The following is a 21,302-nucleotide window of genomic DNA, read 5'->3' on the forward strand; positions in this document are numbered from 1 at the left end:
CAGCCTGCCGCAAACAAACAGCCTCTTAATCCCGCTGGTCATCAAGAGAGTTCCGCCACCCAAAAAAGGAATTATCAAAACCAGGGAGGAATAAGTAATGCGGGAGGAATGACAATGAGAATTATCGCAGTTCACGAACATCCTCATTTATTGGATAGCGCAGTTCAATTTTTCTGGGAGAAGTGGGGAACAGAAGAAAACTTCACTTTTTACCAGGATTGCATGATTCACTCCGGGAAAACTGAGGACGGGATTCCGAGGTTTTATGCAGCCATCCAGGATGAGCAATTCATTGGCACGTATGCATTAATCCGCAATGATCTTAATAGCCGGCAGGATGTGCATCCGTGGCTGGCATGTCTGTACATTGACCCGGACTGCAGAGGGAAGCAGTTTGGCGCCCGGCTGCTTGATCATGCTATTGAAGAAGCGGCGAACCTTGGATTTAAAAAACTCTATCTTCAGACGGATTTGGAAGGGTATTATGAAAAATACGGCTGGACGCATCGAGGAGAGGTGTACGGGGCGGGCGGCGGCTCCATTCCCTTTTATGAAAAGGGGACAGGGACTTAAAAAGAAACGCTCAGGAAGAATCCTGAGCGTTTTGCTGAATGCTTATGATCTTTTTCCAAAAAACGTACCGGTCACTTCCTGTTCCTGCAGGGATAGAAGCTCGGAGACGGTAATGAATTCGTAGCCCTCTTTTTCCAGGTACTTCAGCAGGTCTGGAAGTGCTTGAGCAGTTGGCATATGGATGTCGTGCATTAAGACGATTGAGCCTGGCACGGCATTGGCCTTCACAATTTTTTGAATCGATGAAGCGTTTAGTGTTTTCCAGTCAAGTGAGTCGACAGACCAAAGAATAAGCGGTGTATGGGCCATTCCGGCAATTTTTTTCACATCTTCATTCATGGCGCCATAAGGCGGACGGACGGTTGCGGGAAGCTGGCCGCTTGCTTCCTTGATTTTGGCGCTGGCCTCTTCCATTTCTTTGCGGATTTCTTTTTCGCCGAGAGAAGAAAGGTCCGCATGGCTGTCACTGTGATTTCCGATTTCATGGCCTTCCGCAGCCACTTGGCTTGCGAGTGCAGGATAAAATTGCGCCTGACTGCCAAGCATATAAAAGGTAGCCTTTGCGTTATGCTTCTTTAAAATATCCAATATAAGCGGTGTGACTTTCGGGTGCGGCCCATCATCAAAGGTAAGAGCAATATACTTGCCGTTTGGATCAAGTGGAGCTGCTTCCTGTTCTTCGACTTCGGGTTCAGGCAGCTGGATGTCAGGGAGCTTCAAATGCAGGGCAATTTCATCCTTTAAGAGGGGACGAATCTGTTCGATTGGAATTTTCACCTTGACCGCTCCGGCTGCACCGGCAGCAATTTCATATTCGTTAAAATAAAGCGTGAAATTCTTGCCGCTCAGTGACCATTTCCAGCTCGACGGATTTTCAAGCGCTTCTTCAAGCATGTCATCAAACAGATAGTCCTGGAGTTCTTCCTTCTGGCCAATTTGGTTTTTTATCATCGTCCTGAGTGTTGTCAGTGACTCCTCATCCATATGGAAAACATCGGCAAGCTGCACCATTTTCTGATTCGCAAGGTCAATCGTGAACGTTTTGACCGCGGCCTGCCCATTGGCGCCGCCGGTGTACTGGTAGGCTTCAAATACCAGGGTGTACATGGTATCGGAGGCCTTTTTCGGCTCAGCTTTGATATTGAGATGGGCACGGAATTCTTCGCTGTCCAGCACTTGCCGGTTTGCCTGCACAAGTTCCAGGAATTCCATTTCCTGAGCCTGAATCCACTCTTTCATGGGTTTGTTTAAATTCTCAATTTTAGTTATAGGAGTACTGATCGCAAGGGTATAAGATTTCGTTTCCTTTGTCCGGGTTTCTAGGTTTAATCCGGGGAAAGCTGCCGGGGAAGTTGTTTCTGTTCTGGAAAAGGCCTGCAGGCTGGTGTCAGCTCCAGAGCTGATGAAAAAATAGATGCCCATAATGAAGAGGCAGAATACTGCCCACGAAGGCCATTTTAACCGCTTAAACAATGATATCTGTCCTTTCCTGTCTGTAAAATTATGACTCTCCAAAGATATAATTATATCAGGAAATCTTCGGGATGGAGAAAAATTCACCATTTACTTTTTAAAAAATATAGTATAGAATAACACTTTAATCCGACTAAAAAGATAAGAAAAGGAGTGAATGAGGTTGGCTCAAGTAGAAGGTAATAGTAAATCATGGGTTTCGGCACCAACAACAGTTGTTTCAAACTTAAATCCGATTCAAAAGCCTTTCGTTGCAGCTGGTGTTCTTGCAGCTATCATTTTGTTCATTTCCATTATAAATACAGCGAACATGACGCAGGGAGTTCTATTTATTATTGGAATAGCACTTGGCATGACTTTGCTTCATGCCCGCTTTGGCTTCACATCTGCATTCAGGCGCTTTGCAAGCGTAGGGAACGGGCAGGGCCTGCAGGCGCATATGCTGATGCTGGCAGTTGCTTCAGCTTTATTTGCGATTATTTTAAGCACAGGCTTCAGTTTTACAGGAATTGAGCCTAAAGGATATGTGTCTCCTGTAGGAGTCAGCGTCCTGTTTGGTTCCTTTATTTTTGGAATAGGGATGCAGCTTGGGAATGGCTGTGCATCCGGTACTTTATATTCTGTAGGCGGAGGGCAATCCTCCATGATCCTGACACTGATTTCTTTCATCGCTGGTTCCACGATTGGAGCGTACCACTTCTCATTTTGGATGGAAGAAACACCGTCATTGCCGCCAATCTCCCTGGCTACCTCTACGGGACTCGGATATGGCGGGGCATTGGTGGTCCAGCTTGCTTTGTTTGCATTGATTTATTGGGTGACCCTGCAAATTGCGAAAAAGCGCAAAGCACCAATGATGAAAGCTTTGCCTACAATGGCTGGGTGGAAAAAAATCCTGCGAGGCTCATGGCCATTGTTCACAGCGGCAATTGTATTGGCGCTGCTGAATGCACTGACTTTGACTGTCCGCGGAACGCCTTGGGGCATCACATCCGCGTTCGCGCTATGGGGCGGAAAAACGCTGATGGCAATGGGAATCGATGTAACATCATGGGGATACTTTGCATCAGATCCGAACTTAGCGGCATTGAAAAATACAGTGCTTGCTGATTCTACAAGTGTTATGAACTTCGGCATCATCCTGGGTGCCTTTATTTCAGCGGCATCACAGGGAACATTCAAGCCTGGGAAAATTAAGCCGGGTGTCGCAGGTGCTGCGATTGTCGGCGGACTGCTGATGGGATATGGTTCCCGTCTTGCATTCGGATGTAACATCGGCGCCTACTTTGGCGGAATTGCATCCTTCAGCCTGCACGGCTGGGTATGGGCGATTATGGCCATGCTTGGAACAGGTGTGGCGTTGTTCATCCGTCCGCTGTTTGGATTGAAGAACCCGAAATCTACAGATTCGGTTTGTTAATGGATAGCCTGGTGCTCTTGATGAGTGCCAGGCTTTTTTTTAGTTAAAACTGGCGGTAAGCTCCTGCCTATTCCCTCCCTCAGATTCGACTTCAGCAAAGCTGGCGAAGCTCACACTTACAAGACTTTCCTCCTATTCCTTCTAAAAAACATTTTTTGAAAAATATTGAATTTTAGGAAAAAGTAATCTATTAATATTTCTGCTCTCGAAATATAATGAGTGGCAAATAGTAGAGGAGGGATTATATGAAAAAGAAAAAGCTTCTCAGACCTGCAGCTGTGTTAGCGGTCATTTCTATGACTCTATCATCACTTGCCTACACGCCTTCAAATGCAGCTGCGAAAGAAGAGCCTGTACAGGCAGCACAAATCGAGGATGTAAAGTCTCAGCCAATTTATTCATATGAAGAGGCGATTCGTGAGACGATCTATGTCGAGTCCACACTTGATTCGGATGAAAACGGAAAAGCAGACCGGATTGCCGTAGATATCATCCGTCCGAAAGAAACAGAAGAAGGATTGAAGGTTCCCGTGATCATGGATGCGAGCCCGTACTATGAGAGTCTTGGGCGCGGAAATGAAAGTGAAGTGAAAGACCGGGACAAGGATGGCGTGAACGAGAAGTTTCCTCTATTTTATGATAATTATTTTGTTCCAAGAGGGTATGCTGTAGCATTGCCCGAGATGGTTGGAACGAACAATTCTGATGGCTGCCCGACAACTGGCGGATATGAAGAGATTGAGAGCATCAGAGTAGTAATTGACTGGATGAATGGCAGAGCAAAGGCATGGGATCAAGATAATAACGAAGTGAAAGCAGAATGGACAACCGGGAATGTAGGCATGATTGGAAAGTCCTATGATGGTACACTGGCAAATGGGGTTGCCGCTACAGGAGTAGAAGGCTTAAAGACCATTGTTCCAATTGGCGCCATAAGCAGCTGGTACAATTATTACCGTTATGAGGGACTTACATATTACAACAACGGGCCAGGCGGCCTGGCCAGCAGAGTTGCAAGCAGCTCCCGCAAAGAGGCCTGCAAGCCGGTGTTCGATCGCTTGAACTCAGAAGCGGATGATCCATCAGGCGATTATAATGATTTTTGGGATGAACGAAATTACGTGAAAGACGTTAAAAACGTAAAAGCAAGTGTGTTTGCAGTCCATGGATTAAACGATTACAATGTGAAAATGAATCACCTTGCGGACTGGTGGACAGCACTTGCGAAAGAAGATGTACCGCGTAAATTATGGCTCACTCAAACCGGCCATGTCGATCCATTTGACTTCCGCAGGGCAGAGTGGGTTGATACCCTTCACCGCTGGTTTGATTACTGGCTGATGGATATGGAGAATGGCATTATGGATGAGCCCGCTGTTGATATTGAAAGAGGCGCGGATAATTGGGAAACTCAAGCTTCCTGGCCGGATCAAAATGCGGCAGATGTCAAGATCCGTCTGGCACCAGGCGAGAATGACCAGACAAATGGCACGCTGACAACAGGATCTGTGAAGGGCAATTTTAAACAATCTTTTACAGATAACCCAACCCAAACGGAGCAGCAGATGGTCACGAATGAAACGGCTGTCAAAAGCGATCGCCTGGCATTTTTATCTCCACAGCTTAAAGAAGACGTCCGTTTGAGCGGCATACCTGAAATTTCACTTCGGGCAAAGGTAGATAAAGAAGACTCCAACTTAACAGTTCTCATTGTAGACTATGGAACAGATACCCGCATCAATCATGAGGGTCCAGGAGAGGGTGTCCGGACACTTGATACAGAAACCTGCTGGGGAGAAAGCAGTTCAACAGATGATGCCTGCTACAAAGAAACAGAGAAAACCACTCACACAGCACCATATGAAGTTGTGACAAGAGGATGGTTTGATCCGCAGAACTGGAAAACGATTGAGCAGGACGACCCTTTAAAAGAGGGCAAGAATTATAAGTTTGAATGGGGTGCTTTGCCCGAAGACTACGTATTTAAGGAAGGTCACCGAATTGGCATCATCATCGCCGGAAGTGACCGGAGACGTGCCATTCCTTCAACAACAGGCGCGACATTTGAAGTAAAAATGGGGCAAAGTTATATCAGTCTTCCTGTTGTGGGCGGAAGAAAAGCGGTTGGATTTTAATAGAATAGAAGAGGCGGGTCTGCAGCAAGTGCAGACTCGTTTTTTATTTAAGATGGACAATTGTTTATGTAAATTCCATTTCATAACAGAGTTCTTCCTGCTGTGTATCTTCAAACCACTTCATGCCGGCCGCAGTCATGCCGATTTTTTCGAGCACCTTTCCGGATGCAGGGTTGGCCGGATCCACTGCCGCGGATATTTTCCGCACATTCAGGCCACTTTTCCTTAAAGCGGCCACGCACGCAGCCGCAGCTTCAGTAGCATACCCCTTGCCCCAGTAATGCTGATTAAAATGATAGAGGAGCTCGACTTCGTGTTCATTTTCAGTCGGGTTAAACCCGCAAACCCCGATGGTGGAGGAGGATTCTTTTAGCAAAACAGTATAAACAGAGTAGCCTTTTTCATTCTGCAGCCTCCGGTAAAAGTCAATGGAGCGCTGGATTCGGCTTTTTGTACTGGCACCGCCGCAGTGTTTCATTACCTCAGGACTGCCCCAAATCTCAGAAATTGCATCCAGGTCATCGGCCTGCATGGTCCGGAGCTGGAGCCGGTCTGTTTCAAAAGGAATGGCCATTCTATTCACCTCTCGCAGTTTCGTCTTCTATGAAAATATTATAAGATAGAGTGAGGAAAAAAGTTAGGAGTTTTTGTTATGCACGTACTCTATAAATCTTTGATTTTAGGAATAGCTGCCGGCATCCAGGGAATCGCGATGACCTTTTTCTTGTTTCCGCATTTTATCCCTTCCGGCGGAGCGGCGAGTCTGGCAGTTTTATTCAATTATCTATTGGACACCCCTTATTCGGTGACATTGTGGATTTTGAATGCGGGCCTGCTGCTGGCAGCGGCCAAATGGCTCGGGAAAAGCAGTGTGATCTGGACGCTGTTTTGTGTTTCGGTTACTTCGGTTACGATTGATTTTCTGACTCCATACATAACGGAACCGCTGAATCCGGTTCTCATGGATCTTTTGCTTGGAGCAGCAGTCTTTGGAGTTGGAGTCGGCATCTTATTCCGGATGGGCGCTTCGTCAGGGGGCATGGATATCCTGGCGTTAATCATTTCCAAAGCAAGAGGAAGTGCGCCGGGACGGACGCTGTTTTACATAAATGGCAGTCTGCTTTTGCTTACAGGGGTTGTCGTGGACTGGAAGGTTATTGTTTATGCGGTGATCTGCCAGATGATCGGGACGCGGATGATTGATCTCATTTACAAGCTTGAACTTGATATAAGTAGTAAAAAGGCCGTTAATTGACGGCCTTTTACTGTGCTTTTGATCATTTTATAGGTCAATCGGCCAGAATTACATTTTATCTGCCACTCCGCTTCACGTTGATTTGCGGCAATGGCACAGTGCAAAATAATTTAATATAATACTCTCCACAAATAAAAAGTAGCATACGCTTCCCAATTCTCCCATCGAGCTGAATATTTCAGGATTTCCTCTCTCGCGGGTTTCCTTTCAGAGCCTGTGATCACTTTGATCGCATTATGCAGGCCGACATCATCGATAGGAAAAGCGTTCGGGAAGCGCAGGCACCGCATGAGGACATAATGCGCGGTCCAGGGGCCGATGCCGCGTATTCGCGTTAGTTTTTTTTCTGCAGCTTTTACATCGCCTTTAAGCAGGTCCTCTTTCGACAGCTCGCCGTTTGCAATTAAGCGGGCTGTGTCTATCAGATATTCGCATTTTTTTACGGTCATTTTTAAGTCGGCCAGATCTTCGATGGTTAACCGGGCAATCGTTTCCGCTGCAGGGAAGAGCCAGTATTTGCACCCGCCGTTTTCCAGCGGCTCCCCATATTTTTCAACGAGCCGCCGTTTTAGTGTATATGCATATGTAAGGTTAATTTGCTGTCCGAGGATTCCCCAGGCCAGAGCCTCGAATAAATCGGGAATTCCCATAACTCTCAGTCCGAAAAATTGCTCAGCAGGCTTTTTAAGCAAGGGATCCTTTTTCGCCATTTCATAGAATGAAGTCAGGCCGGTTCCCAGGTCGAACCAATCATGAATATATGCCGCAATCTCCGCTTTCATTTGATGCGTGACAGGCTTATGAATCCTGACAGCCAGGAACTGATCTGACTCACCGCTTATTTCTAGCAGCAGCTTTTCATCTCTGATGGAAATAGCGCGTCTAATGGCCTCGCCGGAAATCTCATAAAGGCATTCATTTGCAGAACGTGACAAGTATCGCAGGTTTTCGGAAAAGCTGAATTCAGGCGGAGTGAAAAGCACCAGACCATTTTCAGCATCTTTCCAGTTAACAAATTGAAAGCTCATTTTGATTCCCCCTTTTCTTTATTGTAAGTCCTCAGGATTACGTTATCTTGCGTTTTTATATAGGAAATGGCTGATGATGAGTATTTTTTGTGTATACTTTTTAGCAGAGGTGAGCGCATGTGGCTTATGAACAGATTCCGGAAGAATACTGGACTGCAATAAAGGATTGCGATAAATCCTATGACGATCTCTTTCTTTATGGCGTTAAAACGACAGGAATATTCTGCAGGCCATCGTGCCGATCGAGAGTCCCGAATATCGGCAATGTCGCTATTTTTAAAAATGCTGATCAAGCAATGGCGGAAAATTTCAGACCGTGCAAGCGCTGCAGACCAGAAGGCCTCAGCCTGCCAGCAGAAGAATGGGTTAAGCAAATAACCGGGTGGATCGATCAGCATTATAAAGACCCGATTACATTGCATCAATTGGGGGATCTGTTTCATGGAAGTCCCTATCATTTACAGCGGGTGTTCAAACGGGTCACCGGGAAGTCGCCCACAGAGTATATTCAGGATATCCGGCTCGAAAAAGCGGTTCATATGCTGGAGACTGGGGAGCATTCGATTGCCGATGTCGGTGCATCAGCAGGATTCCCCAGCACCCCTTATTTTATCTCTTTATTTAAAAAGAAGCTCGGCACAACCCCTGCAGCATATAGAAACAAAACAAGGGAGGAGAAAGAATGAACATTGAATGGGCGAACCTGCAGGAAGGGGAATGGAGCCTTTATCTGGCGAAAACAGAAAAGGGTCTCTGCTATATTGGATCTGACCCGGAGTTTGAGGAATTTGAAAGTTCCCTGAAGAAATATATCCCAGCTGCAGTGCTTGCGGAAAATAAAGATGCATTGCAGCCATACATGATGGAGATAAAGGAATTTCTTCAGGGAAAAAGACAAGTTTTTTCAATGGACCTTGATGTGAAAGGGACTCCGTTCCAAGAAGAAGTCTGGGAGGCATTAGCACAGATTCCTTACGGGAAAACTGTCTCCTATTCGGACATTTCCGCGCGAATAAACAGGCCGCAGGCAGTAAGGGCAGCAGGGAAAGCAATCGGTGCCAATCCACTGTTAATCGCGGTCCCATGCCATCGTGTCATCGGCAAAAATGGTGCGATAACCGGCTACCGAGGGGGCATTGAAATGAAGCAGACTCTGCTTGAATTGGAGAAACAAGGCTGAAGAGATGCCTCTTCGGCTTTTATTTTTTCTGCAGCTGGAGCGTCATAATTAAAAAGGGAACTTTTTCCTCCCGTATCCGTAGAAATAGTTAAGAGAACACAGTGGTTGTGCAAAGGCGGAGGAGGGAAGGGTATGTATGACATTGATCCAATGATCTGGCCTAAGTTATTACTCTGAGTAGCGATTGTCGGAGCATCTATGTATTTCTTCGAATTGGGTTTAAGAAAATGGCTGAAGGTTGAGAAAAAGAAATTTTTTTCATATAACCATATCAATGAAAACATAAAAAGGTGGATTGGACCATTCGAATAGGGTTTTTAGTGGCCATCCTGGGCGGAGGCGCTTTTAACATGACGAGGGATCCGATGGAGTGGCTCTGGTTTTTAGAACCATGGTTCCTGCTCTTTATTTTTATCGGTGTTTCAGAAAGCGCCAGGGCTTTAATGGAGTGGAAGTATGCCGAAAACCGCAGGGCTTATATGGTGACCATTATTCATCTGGTCTTTGTTTTAGTTTTGTTATTGACAGTTATTAATACTGATTTTTTCTGGATGTTATAGGTTGAATCAGCTATCAAACAGTCACTGAATTCCGGACCGAAAAACTCCCGGCGGTCCTTGTCTTTTTTTTAGCGGTTAACTTCTTTTTCGAAAAGCATTTGGAATCCGTAATTTAATAATGCCAAAGCATAATACATAATAAACAATCCCACTGAGTTTAATTTATTTAACTTATAATGGCCAATTTTTTGAAACAGTGCACTCAAAGGAAAAGCGAATAAGAGATCCATGATGAGATTGCATAAGGCATAGATCGAGAATTTTCCATATGTAAAATGGAATACCCACAAGTTAATGGTGAAAAATGGCCCGTAGATGAAAGCAAGGTCATCAAATATAAGAAATTTAGTGCCGCCCTTTACATTCCACCATTTAAAGATGAAGTTAAGAAGAGAAAGTATCAGCAAATTGCCTGCGCAGAACAATGTAACCGGCAGATACCTTTTTAATGATTTCTTTGGAAGAAATTTAATAACTAAAGCCCATAAGATAATTGCATTGACTATTCTAAAGAAACTTGCCATCCGGATGCCACCCCCATTTATTTCATTATCATGTGACATTTGGATTTTTTTATTCAGTTTAGAATTCCCGATTCATTGTCCAATCTATCATCCCTCATAGTTTCGGATTATAATAAACTAAAGCATGATCAGGGGGGATTAAAATGCAAAGCATCACCTGCGAAAAAAGATCCTATTCCAGAGAGTTTCATTCGCACCAGCATGAGTTTGGCCAGTTTCTGTTCCCCTTGCAGGGCTCCCTGGATATCCAGACGAAATGGCAGGAAATCAAGCTTGACCCCGAGCATTGTTTTTACCTTCCGCAAGGGGTTGATCATAATTATCGGTCCATGGACCGGAATGAATTTTTGATCCTGGATATCCCGACGGTCTATTTGCCGGAAGAGACCAGCAGCATGTATATTCAGCTGAACCAGCAATGGTCTTCGATCCGGTATTTGCTGCTGGAAGAGGCGGGGAATCAGGGGAATGCATCCTCCCTGGCAGATTTGACCAGGTATGTGGCCAGTAAACTGCAAATCGCCAAGCCCCCATCGATTGACTATATTCATAAGCATTTTAAGGAGTCCATCCGATTAGAGACTTTAGCGCAAATCGAACATTATCATCCAGCCTATTATTCCGCATGGTTTAAGAAGAAAACCGGAAAAAGCCCGAAAGCCTATATATCTGATCTTCGATTGAGAGAAGCGAAGCATTTATTAATGACAACCTCCTGGTCCATTTCGGTGATCAGCGGGGAATTAGGGTTTGAAAATTCTTCCTCTTTTACCCGCTGGTTCAGCCGCTGTGAAGGGGCAGCACCACAAAAGTACAGGATCCTTAAGAATGGATAAAAGGGATATTAAACTTGGTAAAGAAAATTCACTTGGAATTTTCTAAGATAAGTTTAATGAGGTCCTTTTATCTTTTTTATTGAGGTGAGAAAATGAGTGTGAAAATAGCTCCGTTTTATATACTGCTTGCCGGAGTGCTCTGGGGGACCACGGGTACCACGCAGGCATTCGCGCCAGAAAACGCACACCCGATTGCCATCGGGGCTGCCCGTCTGGCGGCAGGCGGTTTATTTTTATCATGCATGGTTCTGATGGCGGGGAAATTGAACCTGAAAAATTGGCCTATTAAGAACACCCTTTTGGCTTCACTTTGTATGGCGCTGTACCAGCCATTATTCTTTTCAGCGGTCACTCTTACAGGGGTAGCCATTGGGACCGTGACAGCGATCGGGAGTGCGCCGGTCTTATCGGGTTTTCTTGAATGGCTCTATTTAAAAAAACGCCCGTCTGCCATTTGGTGGTGTTCTACCTCCCTGTCCATTTTGGGATGTGTTTTGCTTTTCATGAACAAAAATTCGGTTCATATGGACCCGATTGGCCTATTAATGGCATTGGGGGCTGGTTTAACATTTGCAGGCTATACGCTTGTCAGCAGGGATCTGGTTGAAAGTTATTCATCCCTCTCAGTCGTTGCCGTTGTGTTCACACTAAGCGCCATCTTTCTATCGCCATTCTTATTTATTTTTGACATGTCCTGGCTTGCGAGTGGTCGGGGGTTGACTGTCAGCCTGCACCTGGGGATTCTGGCTACGGGATTTGCCTATTTCCTTTTTTCAAAAGGGCTTGTCCATGTTTCCTCTTCAACGGCTGTCACACTTGCACTGGCGGAGCCTTTAACTGCAGCATTATTAGGCGTTTTTCTATTAGGGGAATCTTTAAACATGACTTCCTGGCTGGGGATATTCCTTTTGCTGCTTGGAATTGGCGTATTGATAGGGTCCTCAAAAGTTTCTGGAGGACACCTTGAGCCTGGGGTGGTTCAGAAACATTGAGCTTCAAATAAAAAGCCTGTCCGGACCAGGGATTATCGAAAATCCAATTAATCTAGTATTATATATAGTAAATAAACAAAAAGGGGAAATACACAGTGGATATACAGAAAATCATTACAACACGCCGCAACATAAAAAAATTCAAATCTGATAAAGTAGAGCATAGTTTAATCACATCCTGGCTGGAGGCTGCAAGCATGGCACCCAACCATAAAATGACGGAGCCTTGGGAAGTATTATTTGCTGGTCCGGAAACAAGAGCCAAGCTGAATCATAAAACCGATTTCGGCGGTGCCCCTGTTGTGCTGGCGATTCTGTCCAAACATGGAGCAACAGCTCTTGAGCGAACAGAGAATATGGCTGCCGTATCCTGCTTTATCCAGAATTTTATGCTGATGGCTTGGGAATCAGGAGTGGGGACATTCTGGTCTTCTCTGGGGACTTCAGCTAAAGCCAGATTAACTTTAAATGTCCCTGATGATTACGATGTAGTCGGTATTCTGGGAGTAGGATTCCCTGAGGAAGTGCCAGAAGCGAAGGAACGTACACCGATTGACAGGAAAATAAAGCATTTATCATAAGTATTTTAATAGGGCGCCTATCTCATTGGATGGTGCTCTTTTGTTAAAATATGGTATAATTACGAAGTAGTAGATTTCTATCTTACAAGAGGAGTTCATATGAAAATCATCCAGGCTATTATAATCATATTAATATGGGCGATTCCTATTTTCAGTATAAGAAAAACTTATAAAAAAATGGATTATGAAGAAAAGCAGGATGTTAAAGATGAGTTGAAGAACCCCTCGTTCCTTCTGTTTGTTTTCACCTGTATTGGTTTTCAGGTGTTGATTACCGGCAATATCTCAGAAATAAAACTCCTGCAGCATATAGGCGCAGGCTTAGTGTTCATCGGATTCGTTTCTGGATGTTTGGGCGCTTTCAGACAAAGATACTTTAAAAAGGGCATTGGGTTAATGTTAGCAGGCGGTATTGGAGCAGTGATTTATTTTATCTAATGTTTGTTCAGAAAGGGGTGCACACGCAGCTCTTTTTTTCACGTCCTCCCTATGGCATAATTTTCTAAGACAAAGGAGTGAGAGGATGCAGAAAGTATTTATTATTGAGGATGACCCGAAAATTGCGGAGCACCTGCAATCTTATTTAGTGAAGTATGGCTACCAGGCAGTTATGGCGGAACAGCTCGATGATGTAATGGCAGAATTTCATAAGCAGAAGCCGGATCTTGTCCTTTTGGATATTAATCTTCCGAGCTTTGACGGGTATTACTGGTGCAGGCAAATCCGAAAGGAGTCCATTTGTCCGGTCATCTTTATTTCCGCCCGGGTAGGGGAGATGGACCAGGTAATGGCGCTTGAAAATGGCGGGGATGATTTTATCACGAAGCCGTTTCATCCGGAAATTGTGATGGCGAAAATCCGCAGCCAGCTGCGCCGGGCATACGGGGAGTATGCCTCACAGGCACAGGAACGGATAATTGAGATAGAAGGATTAAAGCTGTTTCCGGAAAGAATGGAACTCACATTTCGTGATAAAACGGTCCAGCTGTCAAAAAAAGAAGCGGATATTATCGAAAGTCTACTGGAGCGGCACCCGCGTGTGGCAGGGCGTGAGGATCTTCTTGAAAAGCTGTGGGATGAGCAGGTTTATGTGGATGAAAATACACTGAATGTAAATATGGCAAGGGTAAGAAAAAAATTTGAGGCAATTGGGCTTTCAGGAGCGGTCGAAACTGTGAGAGGGGCAGGCTATCGTTTGATTGTTACCTGGTGAAAGGCTGGAGAGACATGAAATTATTTTTTAAAGAGCATGCGCTATTAATTGCTGTACAGATTGTTCAATTTTTTGTGGTTCTGGCTATTTACTGGCTTGATGGCTATCAGCGTCTATTGCCGGCTCTCTATGGCATATTTCTCGGACTATTCTTTCTCACGGCTTACCTTGCCTACCACTATTTTAGCCGCCGCAAGTTTTATAAGAGGCTGACAAATGAGCTTTCTTCTCTTGACGATTCCTTTCAAACAACAGAAAACTCCCCCATCTCCATGGCGCTTGATGAACTGCTGAAGGCCCAGTATAAACATTATCAAACGAGAATAAAAGCGCTGGAATCCAGGCAGGATGAGCACCTGAAGTTCATGGATCAATGGGTTCATCAGATGAAAACACCGCTTTCTGTCATTGAGCTGATTGCACAAAACCTGGATGAACCGGATTCATCCAGCATCCGGGAAGAAACAGACAGGATGAAAACGGGCTTGAACACGATCCTTTATATGGCGAGACTTCGGACAATCGAACAGGATTTTCATATCAAACCTGTACACTTATCGAAAATCATTCATGAAGTAAATGGCGAAAACAAACGGTTTTATATCCGGAACGGAGTGTATCCGAATCTTCTGCAGGAAAAAGAAAACATAATCGTGGAGACAGATGAGAAATGGCTGTTCTTTATGCTTTCTCAGCTGATCCATAATGCGGTCAAGTATTCCAGGGGAAAGAGCAGCAGGGTTGATATTTCCGTCTATGAAAAAGACGGGGAAGCTGTCTTAGAAGTGAAGGATTTTGGCGCCGGCATTCCGGAAGCGGATAAGCGCCGTGTGTTTGAACCTTTTTATACCGGTGAAAATGGGCGGAAATTCAGAGAGTCCACAGGTATGGGGCTGTACTTGACGAAGGAGGCGGCCGACTACCTTGGCCATCGGATTGAACTGGAATCCACACTTGGTGAAGGGTCTCTTTTCCGGCTGATTTTCGGAAAAACACAGAACCTTACAATCTTGTAAGGTAAGTGAAAGAAAAATCGATTTTTGGAACTGGGAATAGACGATATACTGATCACAAGTCAACAGAATGTGAAAGGAGAACTTGTGATGCTAAAAGTAAAACAAGTAAGCAAGATTTATGAAGGAAAGATCGCCTATCGTGCGTTAACCGATATTAACTTAACGATTGAAGAAGGGGAGTTTGTCGGAATCATGGGTCCTTCGGGAAGCGGGAAAACGACGCTGCTGAACATGATTGCCACCATTGATGAACCGACCACAGGGGAAATCCTGATTAATGAAAGAAATCCACATGTCTTAAAAAAAGAGGAGCTTGCTCAATTCCGGCGCCGTGAATTGGGGTTTGTCTTTCAGGACTTCAACCTGCTTCATACCTTGACGGTTGAAGAAAATATGGTCCTTCCGCTGACATTGGACGGAAAAAAAGTGAAGGAAATGAAGGAAAAAGCGTATCAAATTGCTGAAAAACTGGGGATTACCGGCATTATGAATAAACGGACGTATGAAATATCCGGGGGACAGGCACAAAGAGCGGCTGTGGCAAGAGCGATGATTCATACGCCAAAGCTGCTATTGGCAGATGAACCGACAGGGAATCTGGATTCCAAGTCTTCCAAGGATGTAATGGAAATGCTTGAATCGATTAATAAAACGGAGAAGACCACCATGATGCTTGTCACACATGATGCCCAGGCGGCGAGCTATTGCAACCGCGTCATTTTCATCCGGGACGGAAAATTCTATTCGGAGATACACCGCGGCGATAACCGCCAGGCCTTTTTCCAAAAGATCATCGATACACTTTCGCTGCTGGGAGGGGATGCACATGACTTTTCGTCAGTTCGCGTTTAACAACGTCATCCGCAACAAGCGGCTGTATGCAGCCTATTTTCTCAGCAGTTTATTTACAGTCATGGTCTTCTTTACCTTCTCGATTTTTGCAAATCATCCTGCATTAAGCGGGGATGCGATGAACTCAACTGTCACGAAGGGAATGAATGCAGCAGCCGGAATTATCTATGTGTTTTCGTTCTTTTTTGTGTTGTATTCGATGAGCTCATTTTTGCAGTCCAGAAAAAGGGAATTCGGCTTATTAATGATACAGGGCATGAGCATGAAACAAATCCGCCTCATGGTCTTTTTGGAAAATATGCTGATTGGCTTATTTGCAACCGTGGGCGGTATTCTGCTGGGCCTTGTGTTTGCAAAAGGGATTTTGCTGCTGGCTGAGAATGTGCTGATTATTGAACGTACGCTTTCTTTTTATTTTCCGGTGAAAGCCATTCTGGTTACCTTTATATCTTTCATCATTTTATTTTTCTTTATTTCCTTGTTTGTCACGTATGTTCTGCGCAGCAAAAAGCTGATTGAATTAATTAAGGGAAATAAAATGTCAAAGGGTGAGCCAAAAGCCAATCTTTTCTTAACCATGCTGGCTGTCCTTTTATTAGGGGCGGGGTATGCAGCTGCCTTACTTGCAAGAGGTGTGATGGTTGTAGCGGCAATGGTGCCGGTGATCATCGTTGTCAGCATTGGGACATACCTGTTATTTACGCAATTAAGCGTGTTTATCATTAGACGATTAAAGAAGAATGAGAGTGTTTTCTGGTTTAAGACCAATATGCTGCTGTTTTCTGACTTAGCCTTCCGCATGAAGGATAATGCGCGGACATTCTTCATGGTGGCCATGGTTTCAACGGTTGCCTTCAGTGCAATCGGCACGCTGTTCGGATTTCAGACGGTTTTGACCTCCAATATCAAAGATCTGAATGCCACAACGTTTTCCTATAAAACAAGTGAAGATCAAGAAGAGAAAAATGTTGCGGCTATCAACCGAATATTAAAGGAAGAAAACATTGAAACCGAATCGGCACATACTGTATTGCAGAGCTTTGAAGTGGGCGGAAGTTCCACTCAGATTGCCAGCCAATCCGATTTTAACCGTTTTGCCTCCCTTATTGGCGAAGATCCCGTTACTTTAAAAGAAGGACAAGTGGTGGTGGTGGAGTTTGAAGGCACCAACTTCGGGCAATCGAAGGACCTCATGAATGAAACCATTACACTGACGTCCGGCACAGTTTTGAAACCGAAAGAAGCTATTCATTCGAAAGCCCTGCCTGCAATAGATTCCTATTTTATCATGTCTGATATAGACTTTAAAAAACTTCCTGAACCGACTTGGAAAGAAAGCTATTATGCCTGGCAGGCAACAAATGGCGAGGAAAGGGTAATGGCTGCTTCTGAAAAGCTCTACAAGGAACTGCCAAGATATGAAATTACATCCGTAGAATACGAAATAAATGAAATAATGAAAGGCTACGGCCCCATATTATTTGTCGGTCTGTTTATCGGAATTGTCTTTTTCGTATCAGCCGGCAGCTTCCTATACTTCAGGCTTTACATGGACCTGGATGAAGATAAACAAAAATTCAAGTCGATATCTAAGATGGGGCTGACCGGTAAAGAGCTGAAAAAGGTCTTAAATAGACAGACGATGATTCTGTTTTTCGCCCCGATCCTCGTCGCTCTTATTCATGGTGCTGTGGCCCTGACTGCGTTATCAAATCTGTTCTACTTTAACTTGTTTAAAGAATCTGTCGCTGTTCTGAGTGTTTTCCTGGCCATCCAGGTTGTTTACTTCTTCATAGTGCGTTTTTTCTATACGAAGCAGATTCAGGCGGCGGTCTGATTAATGATTGATTAAATATTCAGGATATAACAGAGCATTCATATTTTTGGAGTTAATTATAGAATAGGGGGTATTCACTGCGGCAGGCTTGTACTGCCGCTTTTCTTATATATCATACTCAAGATCCCACCTGCATATAGAAAAGGGAACGAAACTATATGCAGGAGTGATAGAATGGCAATTTTGGTTACTGGAGGAGCAGGTTATATTGGTTCGCATATTGTAGATCTTCTCATGCGAAAAGGGTACAAAACAGTAGTTGCCGATAATTTGACTACTGGCCATAGAAAGGCGGTCCATCCGAAGGCAGCTTTCTATGAGGGGGATATCAGATCGCAGGATTTTCTAAATAGTGTCCTTTGCCGTGAGCGTATAGAGGGAGTATTTCATTTTGCGGCGTTATCCCTTGTAGGGGAATCGATGAAAGATCCGCTAAATTACTATAATAATAATGTACTTGGTTCTCTTAGCCTTTTAAAGGCTTTGGAAGCGCATAAGGTAAAAAAGCTGGTGTTTTCGTCAACAGCAGCCGTATATGGGGAGGCGAAAAGCCAGCCAATACGGGAAGATGCGCCGCTATCGCCTGCAAGCCCGTATGGTGAGACGAAGCTTGCCGTTGAACGGATGCTCCATTGGTGGGCGCAGGCATCAGGAGCAAGGTTCGTGTCGCTCCGTTATTTTAATGCTGCAGGGGCAAAGGCTTCAGGGGAGATGGGCGAGGACCATCAAAATGAGACGCATTTAATCCCGATCATCCTGCAGGCGGCACTTGGAAAAAGAGAATCGGTCTCCATTTTTGGGGATGACTATCCAACAAAGGATGGTACCTGCATAAGGGACTATATACATGTAGAGGATTTGGCTGAAGCCCATCTGCTGGCACTCCGGCACCTGGAAGATGGAGGGGACAGCAATGTGCTTAATCTGGGGGGCAGCAAAGGGTTCTCTGTAAAAGAGGTGATTGAAGCTGCAGAGGAGGCAACAAACAGGCGTTTTAAAGTAAGAATTGCTCCCCGCAGACAAGGAGACCCGGCAGAACTGGTTGCTTCATCTGAAAAAGCAAGGCTACTGCTGAACTGGAAGCCGCAAAAAACAAGTATCCGCCAGATTGTTGAGGATGCCTGGAGCTGGCACAGATCCCATCCTGACGGATATCGCAATTCATAAGCGGGCTTGCCTTAAATATAGGGAAAGCTTATCCTTCAGTTCAGGTCTTTGCAGGGCATAATCAATCGAGGCTTTAAGAAAGCCGAATTTATCCCCAATGTCATAGCGGCTTCCCTGGATCAGGTAGGAATAAATTTTTTCCCGGCAAAGCAAGGCATGGAGCGCATCTGTCAGCTGCAGCTCACCTTTGCTGTCAGGGCTTCCGTTCTCAAGCATGTCAAAGATTGCGGGTGTTAAGATATAGCGGCCAATAATCGCATGGGCAGATGGGGCTTTTTCAGCAGATGGTTTTTCTACGAGGCTATCCACTTTGTATAATGGGCCCCTCTGTTCTGAATAGCCTACAATTCCATATTTATTGACTTCGGACATAGGAACCTCACTGCATCCAAGGATGCTTGCCCCCGTTTGATTATATTGCTCAATCATTTGCAGCATGGCAGGTGGTTCTCCGTCGATGATATCATCGCCAAGGAGGACGGCAAACGGCTCCCTGCCAATGAACTTTCTCGCGCATAAAATGGCGTGCCCCAATCCGAGCGGCTCCTTTTGCCTGACATAATGGATATCAGCCAGATTGGTTATTTCGCGAACTTCCTCAAGCATTTCAAGCTTTCCGCTTTTCTGCAGCAGCAGCTCCATTTCAACCGATTTATCAAAATGGTCTTCAATGGCCCGTTTGTTTCTCCCCGTTATGATGATAATATCTTCAATTCCTGAAGAAATGGCCTCCTCCACAATATATTGAATGGCAGGCTTATCGACGATGGGGAGCATTTCCTTCGGCTGTGCCTTCGTTGCGGGCAGAAAGCGGGTTCCGAGGCCTGCAGCTGGAATGACCGCTTTTTTAATCATAAAATCCCCCTTTCCACTCTATTTTTATGTAGGAGGAAGGTTGTATTATCCCTTCCTGAATAATTTGCCCCTCTTCGTGAACCCTAAAATTGTAAATATTCTTCAACCCAGAGGTGTAGAGATTGCTTCTAAACAAAATGGCAGCCGAGAAAAATCTCCTTATTCTGGCAGGCATTGCTTTAGCTTTATTTGTTTCCCCTTTATACATATTAGGTGAAAATGCACATATCCGCGTTCATGATAATCTTGACAGCAATCTGGCGTGGTATAAAGTTCTTGCTGAAAGCGGGCAGCTTGCAGGATCAATAGATGCTGTCATTCCGCAAGTTATGAACGGAAATCTATCCCGCAATGCGTTCGGATCTGAATGGACCATCATTGTTTGGCTGTATGCCCTTTTTCCGACAATGATTGCGTATGCCCTCAGCCAGACAATCACAAGAGTGTTTGCTTTTATCGGAATGTATTTGCTCTTGAAAACGCATTTTTTAATAGGTGAAAAGTGGGCGCCCGTAACGATTGGGACAGCCCTCGCTTTTGCTTTCACGCCATTCTGGCCTTCCGGTATGCTGAGCACGCTTGGGATGCCGCTTGCGCTTTGGGCTTTCCTGAATATCAGGCAAGGGGAAAGGTCGTGGAAAAATGTGCTTGTCCTCACCCTGTTGCCTTTATATGCAAGCATCGTCCTTGGCTTTTTCTTTTTCCTGAGCGCCATGGGAGTATTCTGGCTGACAGACTTGATCCGGAAAAGAACATGGAATTGGCCATTTCTCTTATCAATTATTTATATGACCGGAATCTTTTTCATCGTTGAATACAGGCTCGTTTATTCCTTCCTATTTGATGATGAGCCGAACAGCCGGGATGAATATTTCCATGCAAGGCTCACCTTTTGGCATTGCGTCAGGCTGACATTCAAGAACTTTGCTATCGGGCACCACCATGCTGCCACCATTCATACGCTCATCATTCTACCCATCATGTTTGTGGCCCTTTTTATGGTACTGAGGAAAAAAGAGTGGAAAAAGGAGAAGGTGTTTTTGTTCCTGTTTTTCCTGAACTTTGCGTTATCTGCATGGTATGCCTTCTGGTTCTACAAAGGCTGGCTTCCCCTTACAGAGCGTTTTCATGTGCTTGATACTTTCAACTTTGCCAGATATCACTTTTTAAGACCCCTGGTGGTTTATCTCCTGTTTGCGCTATCGTTAAAAATTGTTTGGTCATACGGGAGGTTAGGGAGGAGGATGGTCCCTGTATTTGTGCTTGCCCAGGTGATTGCCGCGTCCTTTTTTAACGAGGAAACTCTTTTCCAGGATAAGCCTTCTTTCAAACAATTTTATGCAGAAGAGCAGTTCTCGGCTATTAAAGACTACATTGGGCTTCCTCAGGAGGATTACCGGGTCGCAAGCATTGGGCTTCATCCGGCTATTGCCCAGTATAATGGGTTCTATACGCTGGATTCCTATAATAATTTCTACCCCTTAACATACAAATATCAATTTCGAAAAATCATTGAAAAAGAGCTTGAAAAAAATAAAACCATCCGCACCTATTATGATGAGTGGGGTGGAAGATGCTATATCTTTACAGACGAGCTTGGCAAGCATTATATGTTCAAGAAGCGCACGAAAAAAAGGCTGAAGAACCTGGAATTGAATACAGACGCCTTTAAAGCCATGGGAGGCTCCTATCTTTTTTCATCCGTTCCCATCGACAATGCCGAAGATAATAAGCTTGTATTGGAGAAGGTTTTTGAATCAAAAAGCTCTGTGTGGAAAATCTACCTTTATAAAGCCATATAAGCA

Annotated in this window: 22 protein-coding genes; 17 read left to right on the forward strand and 5 right to left on the reverse strand. The window is 44.7% G+C overall.

Annotation, left to right across the window (positions count from 1 at the left end):
* Positions 1 to 114 precede the first annotated feature (114 nt).
* Positions 115 to 573, forward strand: coding sequence for a GNAT family N-acetyltransferase (locus NAF01_RS04085; protein WP_250801833.1), 459 nt, complete (start codon positions 115 to 117; stop codon positions 571 to 573).
* Positions 574 to 615: 42 nt separating this feature from the next.
* On the opposite strand, the gene NAF01_RS04090 is transcribed toward NAF01_RS04085, so the two are convergent.
* The gene (locus NAF01_RS04090; RefSeq protein WP_250801834.1) at positions 616 to 2,046 is read right to left on the reverse strand and encodes a polysaccharide deacetylase family protein; all 1,431 of its coding nucleotides are present in this window, start codon (positions 2,044 to 2,046) and stop codon (positions 616 to 618) included.
* Between the two features lie 157 nt (positions 2,047 to 2,203).
* Here NAF01_RS04090 and NAF01_RS04095 point away from each other — a divergent pair, with 157 nt between their 5' ends.
* Positions 2,204 to 3,466 carry a YeeE/YedE family protein gene (locus NAF01_RS04095; protein ID WP_197246946.1) on the forward strand — a complete coding sequence of 421 codons (1,263 nt, stop codon included), beginning with the start codon at positions 2,204 to 2,206 and terminating at the stop codon, positions 3,464 to 3,466.
* Between the two features lie 245 nt (positions 3,467 to 3,711).
* The gene (locus tag NAF01_RS04100; protein WP_250801835.1) at positions 3,712 to 5,601 is read left to right on the forward strand and encodes a Xaa-Pro dipeptidyl-peptidase; all 1,890 of its coding nucleotides are present in this window, start codon (positions 3,712 to 3,714) and stop codon (positions 5,599 to 5,601) included.
* 64 nt (positions 5,602 to 5,665) lie between these two features.
* Here the strand turns inward: NAF01_RS04100 and NAF01_RS04105 are convergent, their stop codons facing one another.
* Positions 5,666 to 6,175: a GNAT family N-acetyltransferase gene (locus tag NAF01_RS04105; RefSeq protein WP_250801836.1), complete on the reverse strand. Its 510-nt coding sequence runs from the start codon at positions 6,173 to 6,175 to the stop codon at positions 5,666 to 5,668.
* A gap of 78 nt (positions 6,176 to 6,253) precedes the next feature.
* Here NAF01_RS04105 and NAF01_RS04110 point away from each other — a divergent pair, with 78 nt between their 5' ends.
* A complete protein-coding gene (locus NAF01_RS04110; RefSeq protein ID WP_250801837.1) occupies positions 6,254 to 6,856 on the forward strand; it encodes a YitT family protein in 603 nt (200 codons plus the stop codon).
* 110 nt (positions 6,857 to 6,966) lie between these two features.
* Here the strand turns inward: NAF01_RS04110 and NAF01_RS04115 are convergent, their stop codons facing one another.
* Complete coding sequence (locus tag NAF01_RS04115; protein WP_250801838.1) at positions 6,967 to 7,884, reverse strand: DNA-3-methyladenine glycosylase family protein; 918 nt, start codon at positions 7,882 to 7,884, stop codon at positions 6,967 to 6,969.
* A gap of 119 nt (positions 7,885 to 8,003) precedes the next feature.
* On the opposite strand from NAF01_RS04115, the gene NAF01_RS04120 reads away from it, so the two are divergent.
* From NAF01_RS04120 to NAF01_RS04130, 3 genes are all read left to right on the forward strand, one after another.
* Entirely contained in the window at positions 8,004 to 8,570 is a 567-nt protein-coding gene (locus NAF01_RS04120) for a bifunctional transcriptional activator/DNA repair enzyme AdaA (protein ID WP_250801839.1), read from the forward strand.
* A complete protein-coding gene (locus NAF01_RS04125) occupies positions 8,567 to 9,064 on the forward strand; it encodes a methylated-DNA--[protein]-cysteine S-methyltransferase (RefSeq protein WP_250801840.1) in 498 nt (165 codons plus the stop codon). The genes NAF01_RS04120 and NAF01_RS04125 overlap by 4 nt, the downstream gene beginning before the upstream one ends.
* A gap of 290 nt (positions 9,065 to 9,354) precedes the next feature.
* Positions 9,355 to 9,624: a DUF4181 domain-containing protein gene (locus NAF01_RS04130; protein ID WP_250801841.1), complete on the forward strand. Its 270-nt coding sequence runs from the start codon at positions 9,355 to 9,357 to the stop codon at positions 9,622 to 9,624.
* A gap of 68 nt (positions 9,625 to 9,692) precedes the next feature.
* Here NAF01_RS04130 and NAF01_RS04135 read toward each other — a convergent pair whose 3' ends face one another.
* On the reverse strand, positions 9,693 to 10,148 hold the full coding sequence (locus NAF01_RS04135) for a hypothetical protein (protein ID WP_197246933.1): 456 nt from the start codon (positions 10,146 to 10,148) through the stop codon (positions 9,693 to 9,695).
* 143 nt (positions 10,149 to 10,291) lie between these two features.
* Between NAF01_RS04135 and NAF01_RS04140 the strand changes: the two genes are divergently transcribed.
* The 9 genes from NAF01_RS04140 (at position 10,292) to galE (ending at position 18,642) form a co-directional block, all read left to right on the forward strand.
* Complete coding sequence (locus NAF01_RS04140; RefSeq protein ID WP_250801842.1) at positions 10,292 to 10,984, forward strand: AraC family transcriptional regulator; 693 nt, start codon at positions 10,292 to 10,294, stop codon at positions 10,982 to 10,984.
* Positions 10,985 to 11,076: 92 nt separating this feature from the next.
* A complete protein-coding gene (locus NAF01_RS04145; RefSeq protein ID WP_250801843.1) occupies positions 11,077 to 11,976 on the forward strand; it encodes an EamA family transporter in 900 nt (299 codons plus the stop codon).
* Between the two features lie 95 nt (positions 11,977 to 12,071).
* Positions 12,072 to 12,557, forward strand: a complete 486-nt coding sequence (locus tag NAF01_RS04150; protein ID WP_048009531.1) for a nitroreductase family protein — start codon at positions 12,072 to 12,074, stop codon at positions 12,555 to 12,557.
* 99 nt (positions 12,558 to 12,656) lie between these two features.
* A complete protein-coding gene (locus NAF01_RS04155; RefSeq protein WP_250801844.1) occupies positions 12,657 to 12,995 on the forward strand; it encodes a hypothetical protein in 339 nt (112 codons plus the stop codon).
* Positions 12,996 to 13,080: 85 nt separating this feature from the next.
* Complete coding sequence (locus NAF01_RS04160; RefSeq protein ID WP_048009529.1) at positions 13,081 to 13,770, forward strand: response regulator transcription factor; 690 nt, start codon at positions 13,081 to 13,083, stop codon at positions 13,768 to 13,770.
* A gap of 14 nt (positions 13,771 to 13,784) precedes the next feature.
* Entirely contained in the window at positions 13,785 to 14,786 is a 1,002-nt protein-coding gene (locus NAF01_RS04165; protein WP_197246921.1) for a sensor histidine kinase, read from the forward strand.
* 87 nt (positions 14,787 to 14,873) lie between these two features.
* Entirely contained in the window at positions 14,874 to 15,638 is a 765-nt protein-coding gene (locus NAF01_RS04170; protein WP_250801845.1) for an ABC transporter ATP-binding protein, read from the forward strand.
* Entirely contained in the window at positions 15,613 to 17,475 is a 1,863-nt protein-coding gene (locus tag NAF01_RS04175; protein WP_250801846.1) for an ABC transporter permease, read from the forward strand. Before NAF01_RS04170 ends, NAF01_RS04175 begins: the two co-directional genes overlap by 26 nt.
* Positions 17,476 to 17,649: 174 nt before the next feature.
* A complete protein-coding gene (gene galE, locus NAF01_RS04180; RefSeq protein ID WP_250801847.1) occupies positions 17,650 to 18,642 on the forward strand; it encodes a UDP-glucose 4-epimerase GalE in 993 nt (330 codons plus the stop codon).
* Here galE and galU read toward each other — a convergent pair.
* Complete coding sequence (galU, locus tag NAF01_RS04185; RefSeq protein WP_250801848.1) at positions 18,637 to 19,497, reverse strand: UTP--glucose-1-phosphate uridylyltransferase GalU; 861 nt, start codon at positions 19,495 to 19,497, stop codon at positions 18,637 to 18,639. The two genes, galE and galU, sit on opposite strands and share 6 nt — an antisense overlap.
* A 137-nt stretch (positions 19,498 to 19,634) precedes the next feature.
* Between galU and NAF01_RS04190 the strand changes: the two genes are divergently transcribed.
* On the forward strand, positions 19,635 to 21,299 hold the full coding sequence (locus NAF01_RS04190; protein ID WP_250802418.1) for a DUF6044 family protein: 1,665 nt from the start codon (positions 19,635 to 19,637) through the stop codon (positions 21,297 to 21,299).
* The last annotated feature ends 3 nt before the right edge of the window (positions 21,300 to 21,302 follow it).

Origin of the sequence: Cytobacillus firmus (genome assembly GCF_023657595.1) — a bacterium.
Lineage (GTDB): Bacteria > Bacillota > Bacilli > Bacillales > Cytobacillaceae > Cytobacillus > Cytobacillus firmus_B.

Coding starts and splice junctions, on each gene's coding strand:
- galE (WP_250801847.1), top strand. CDS start 17,650: ATGGCAATTTTGGTTACTGGAGGAGCAGGTTATATTGGTTCGCATATT.
- NAF01_RS04085 (WP_250801833.1), top strand. CDS start 115: ATGAGAATTATCGCAGTTCACGAACATCCTCATTTATTGGATAGCGCA.
- NAF01_RS04165 (WP_197246921.1), top strand. CDS start 13,785: ATGAAATTATTTTTTAAAGAGCATGCGCTATTAATTGCTGTACAGATT.
- NAF01_RS04145 (WP_250801843.1), top strand. CDS start 11,077: ATGAGTGTGAAAATAGCTCCGTTTTATATACTGCTTGCCGGAGTGCTC.
- NAF01_RS04105 (WP_250801836.1), bottom strand. CDS start 6,175: ATGGCCATTCCTTTTGAAACAGACCGGCTCCAGCTCCGGACCATGCAG.
- NAF01_RS04125 (WP_250801840.1), top strand. CDS start 8,567: ATGAACATTGAATGGGCGAACCTGCAGGAAGGGGAATGGAGCCTTTAT.
- NAF01_RS04095 (WP_197246946.1), top strand. CDS start 2,204: ATGAGGTTGGCTCAAGTAGAAGGTAATAGTAAATCATGGGTTTCGGCA.
- NAF01_RS04170 (WP_250801845.1), top strand. CDS start 14,874: ATGCTAAAAGTAAAACAAGTAAGCAAGATTTATGAAGGAAAGATCGCC.
- NAF01_RS04155 (WP_250801844.1), top strand. CDS start 12,657: ATGAAAATCATCCAGGCTATTATAATCATATTAATATGGGCGATTCCT.
- NAF01_RS04110 (WP_250801837.1), top strand. CDS start 6,254: ATGCACGTACTCTATAAATCTTTGATTTTAGGAATAGCTGCCGGCATC.
- NAF01_RS04100 (WP_250801835.1), top strand. CDS start 3,712: ATGAAAAAGAAAAAGCTTCTCAGACCTGCAGCTGTGTTAGCGGTCATT.
- NAF01_RS04160 (WP_048009529.1), top strand. CDS start 13,081: ATGCAGAAAGTATTTATTATTGAGGATGACCCGAAAATTGCGGAGCAC.
- NAF01_RS04140 (WP_250801842.1), top strand. CDS start 10,292: ATGCAAAGCATCACCTGCGAAAAAAGATCCTATTCCAGAGAGTTTCAT.
- galU (WP_250801848.1), bottom strand. CDS start 19,497: ATGATTAAAAAAGCGGTCATTCCAGCTGCAGGCCTCGGAACCCGCTTT.
- NAF01_RS04175 (WP_250801846.1), top strand. CDS start 15,613: ATGACTTTTCGTCAGTTCGCGTTTAACAACGTCATCCGCAACAAGCGG.
- NAF01_RS04190 (WP_250802418.1), top strand. CDS start 19,635: ATGGCAGCCGAGAAAAATCTCCTTATTCTGGCAGGCATTGCTTTAGCT.
- NAF01_RS04135 (WP_197246933.1), bottom strand. CDS start 10,148: ATGGCAAGTTTCTTTAGAATAGTCAATGCAATTATCTTATGGGCTTTA.
- NAF01_RS04115 (WP_250801838.1), bottom strand. CDS start 7,884: ATGAGCTTTCAATTTGTTAACTGGAAAGATGCTGAAAATGGTCTGGTG.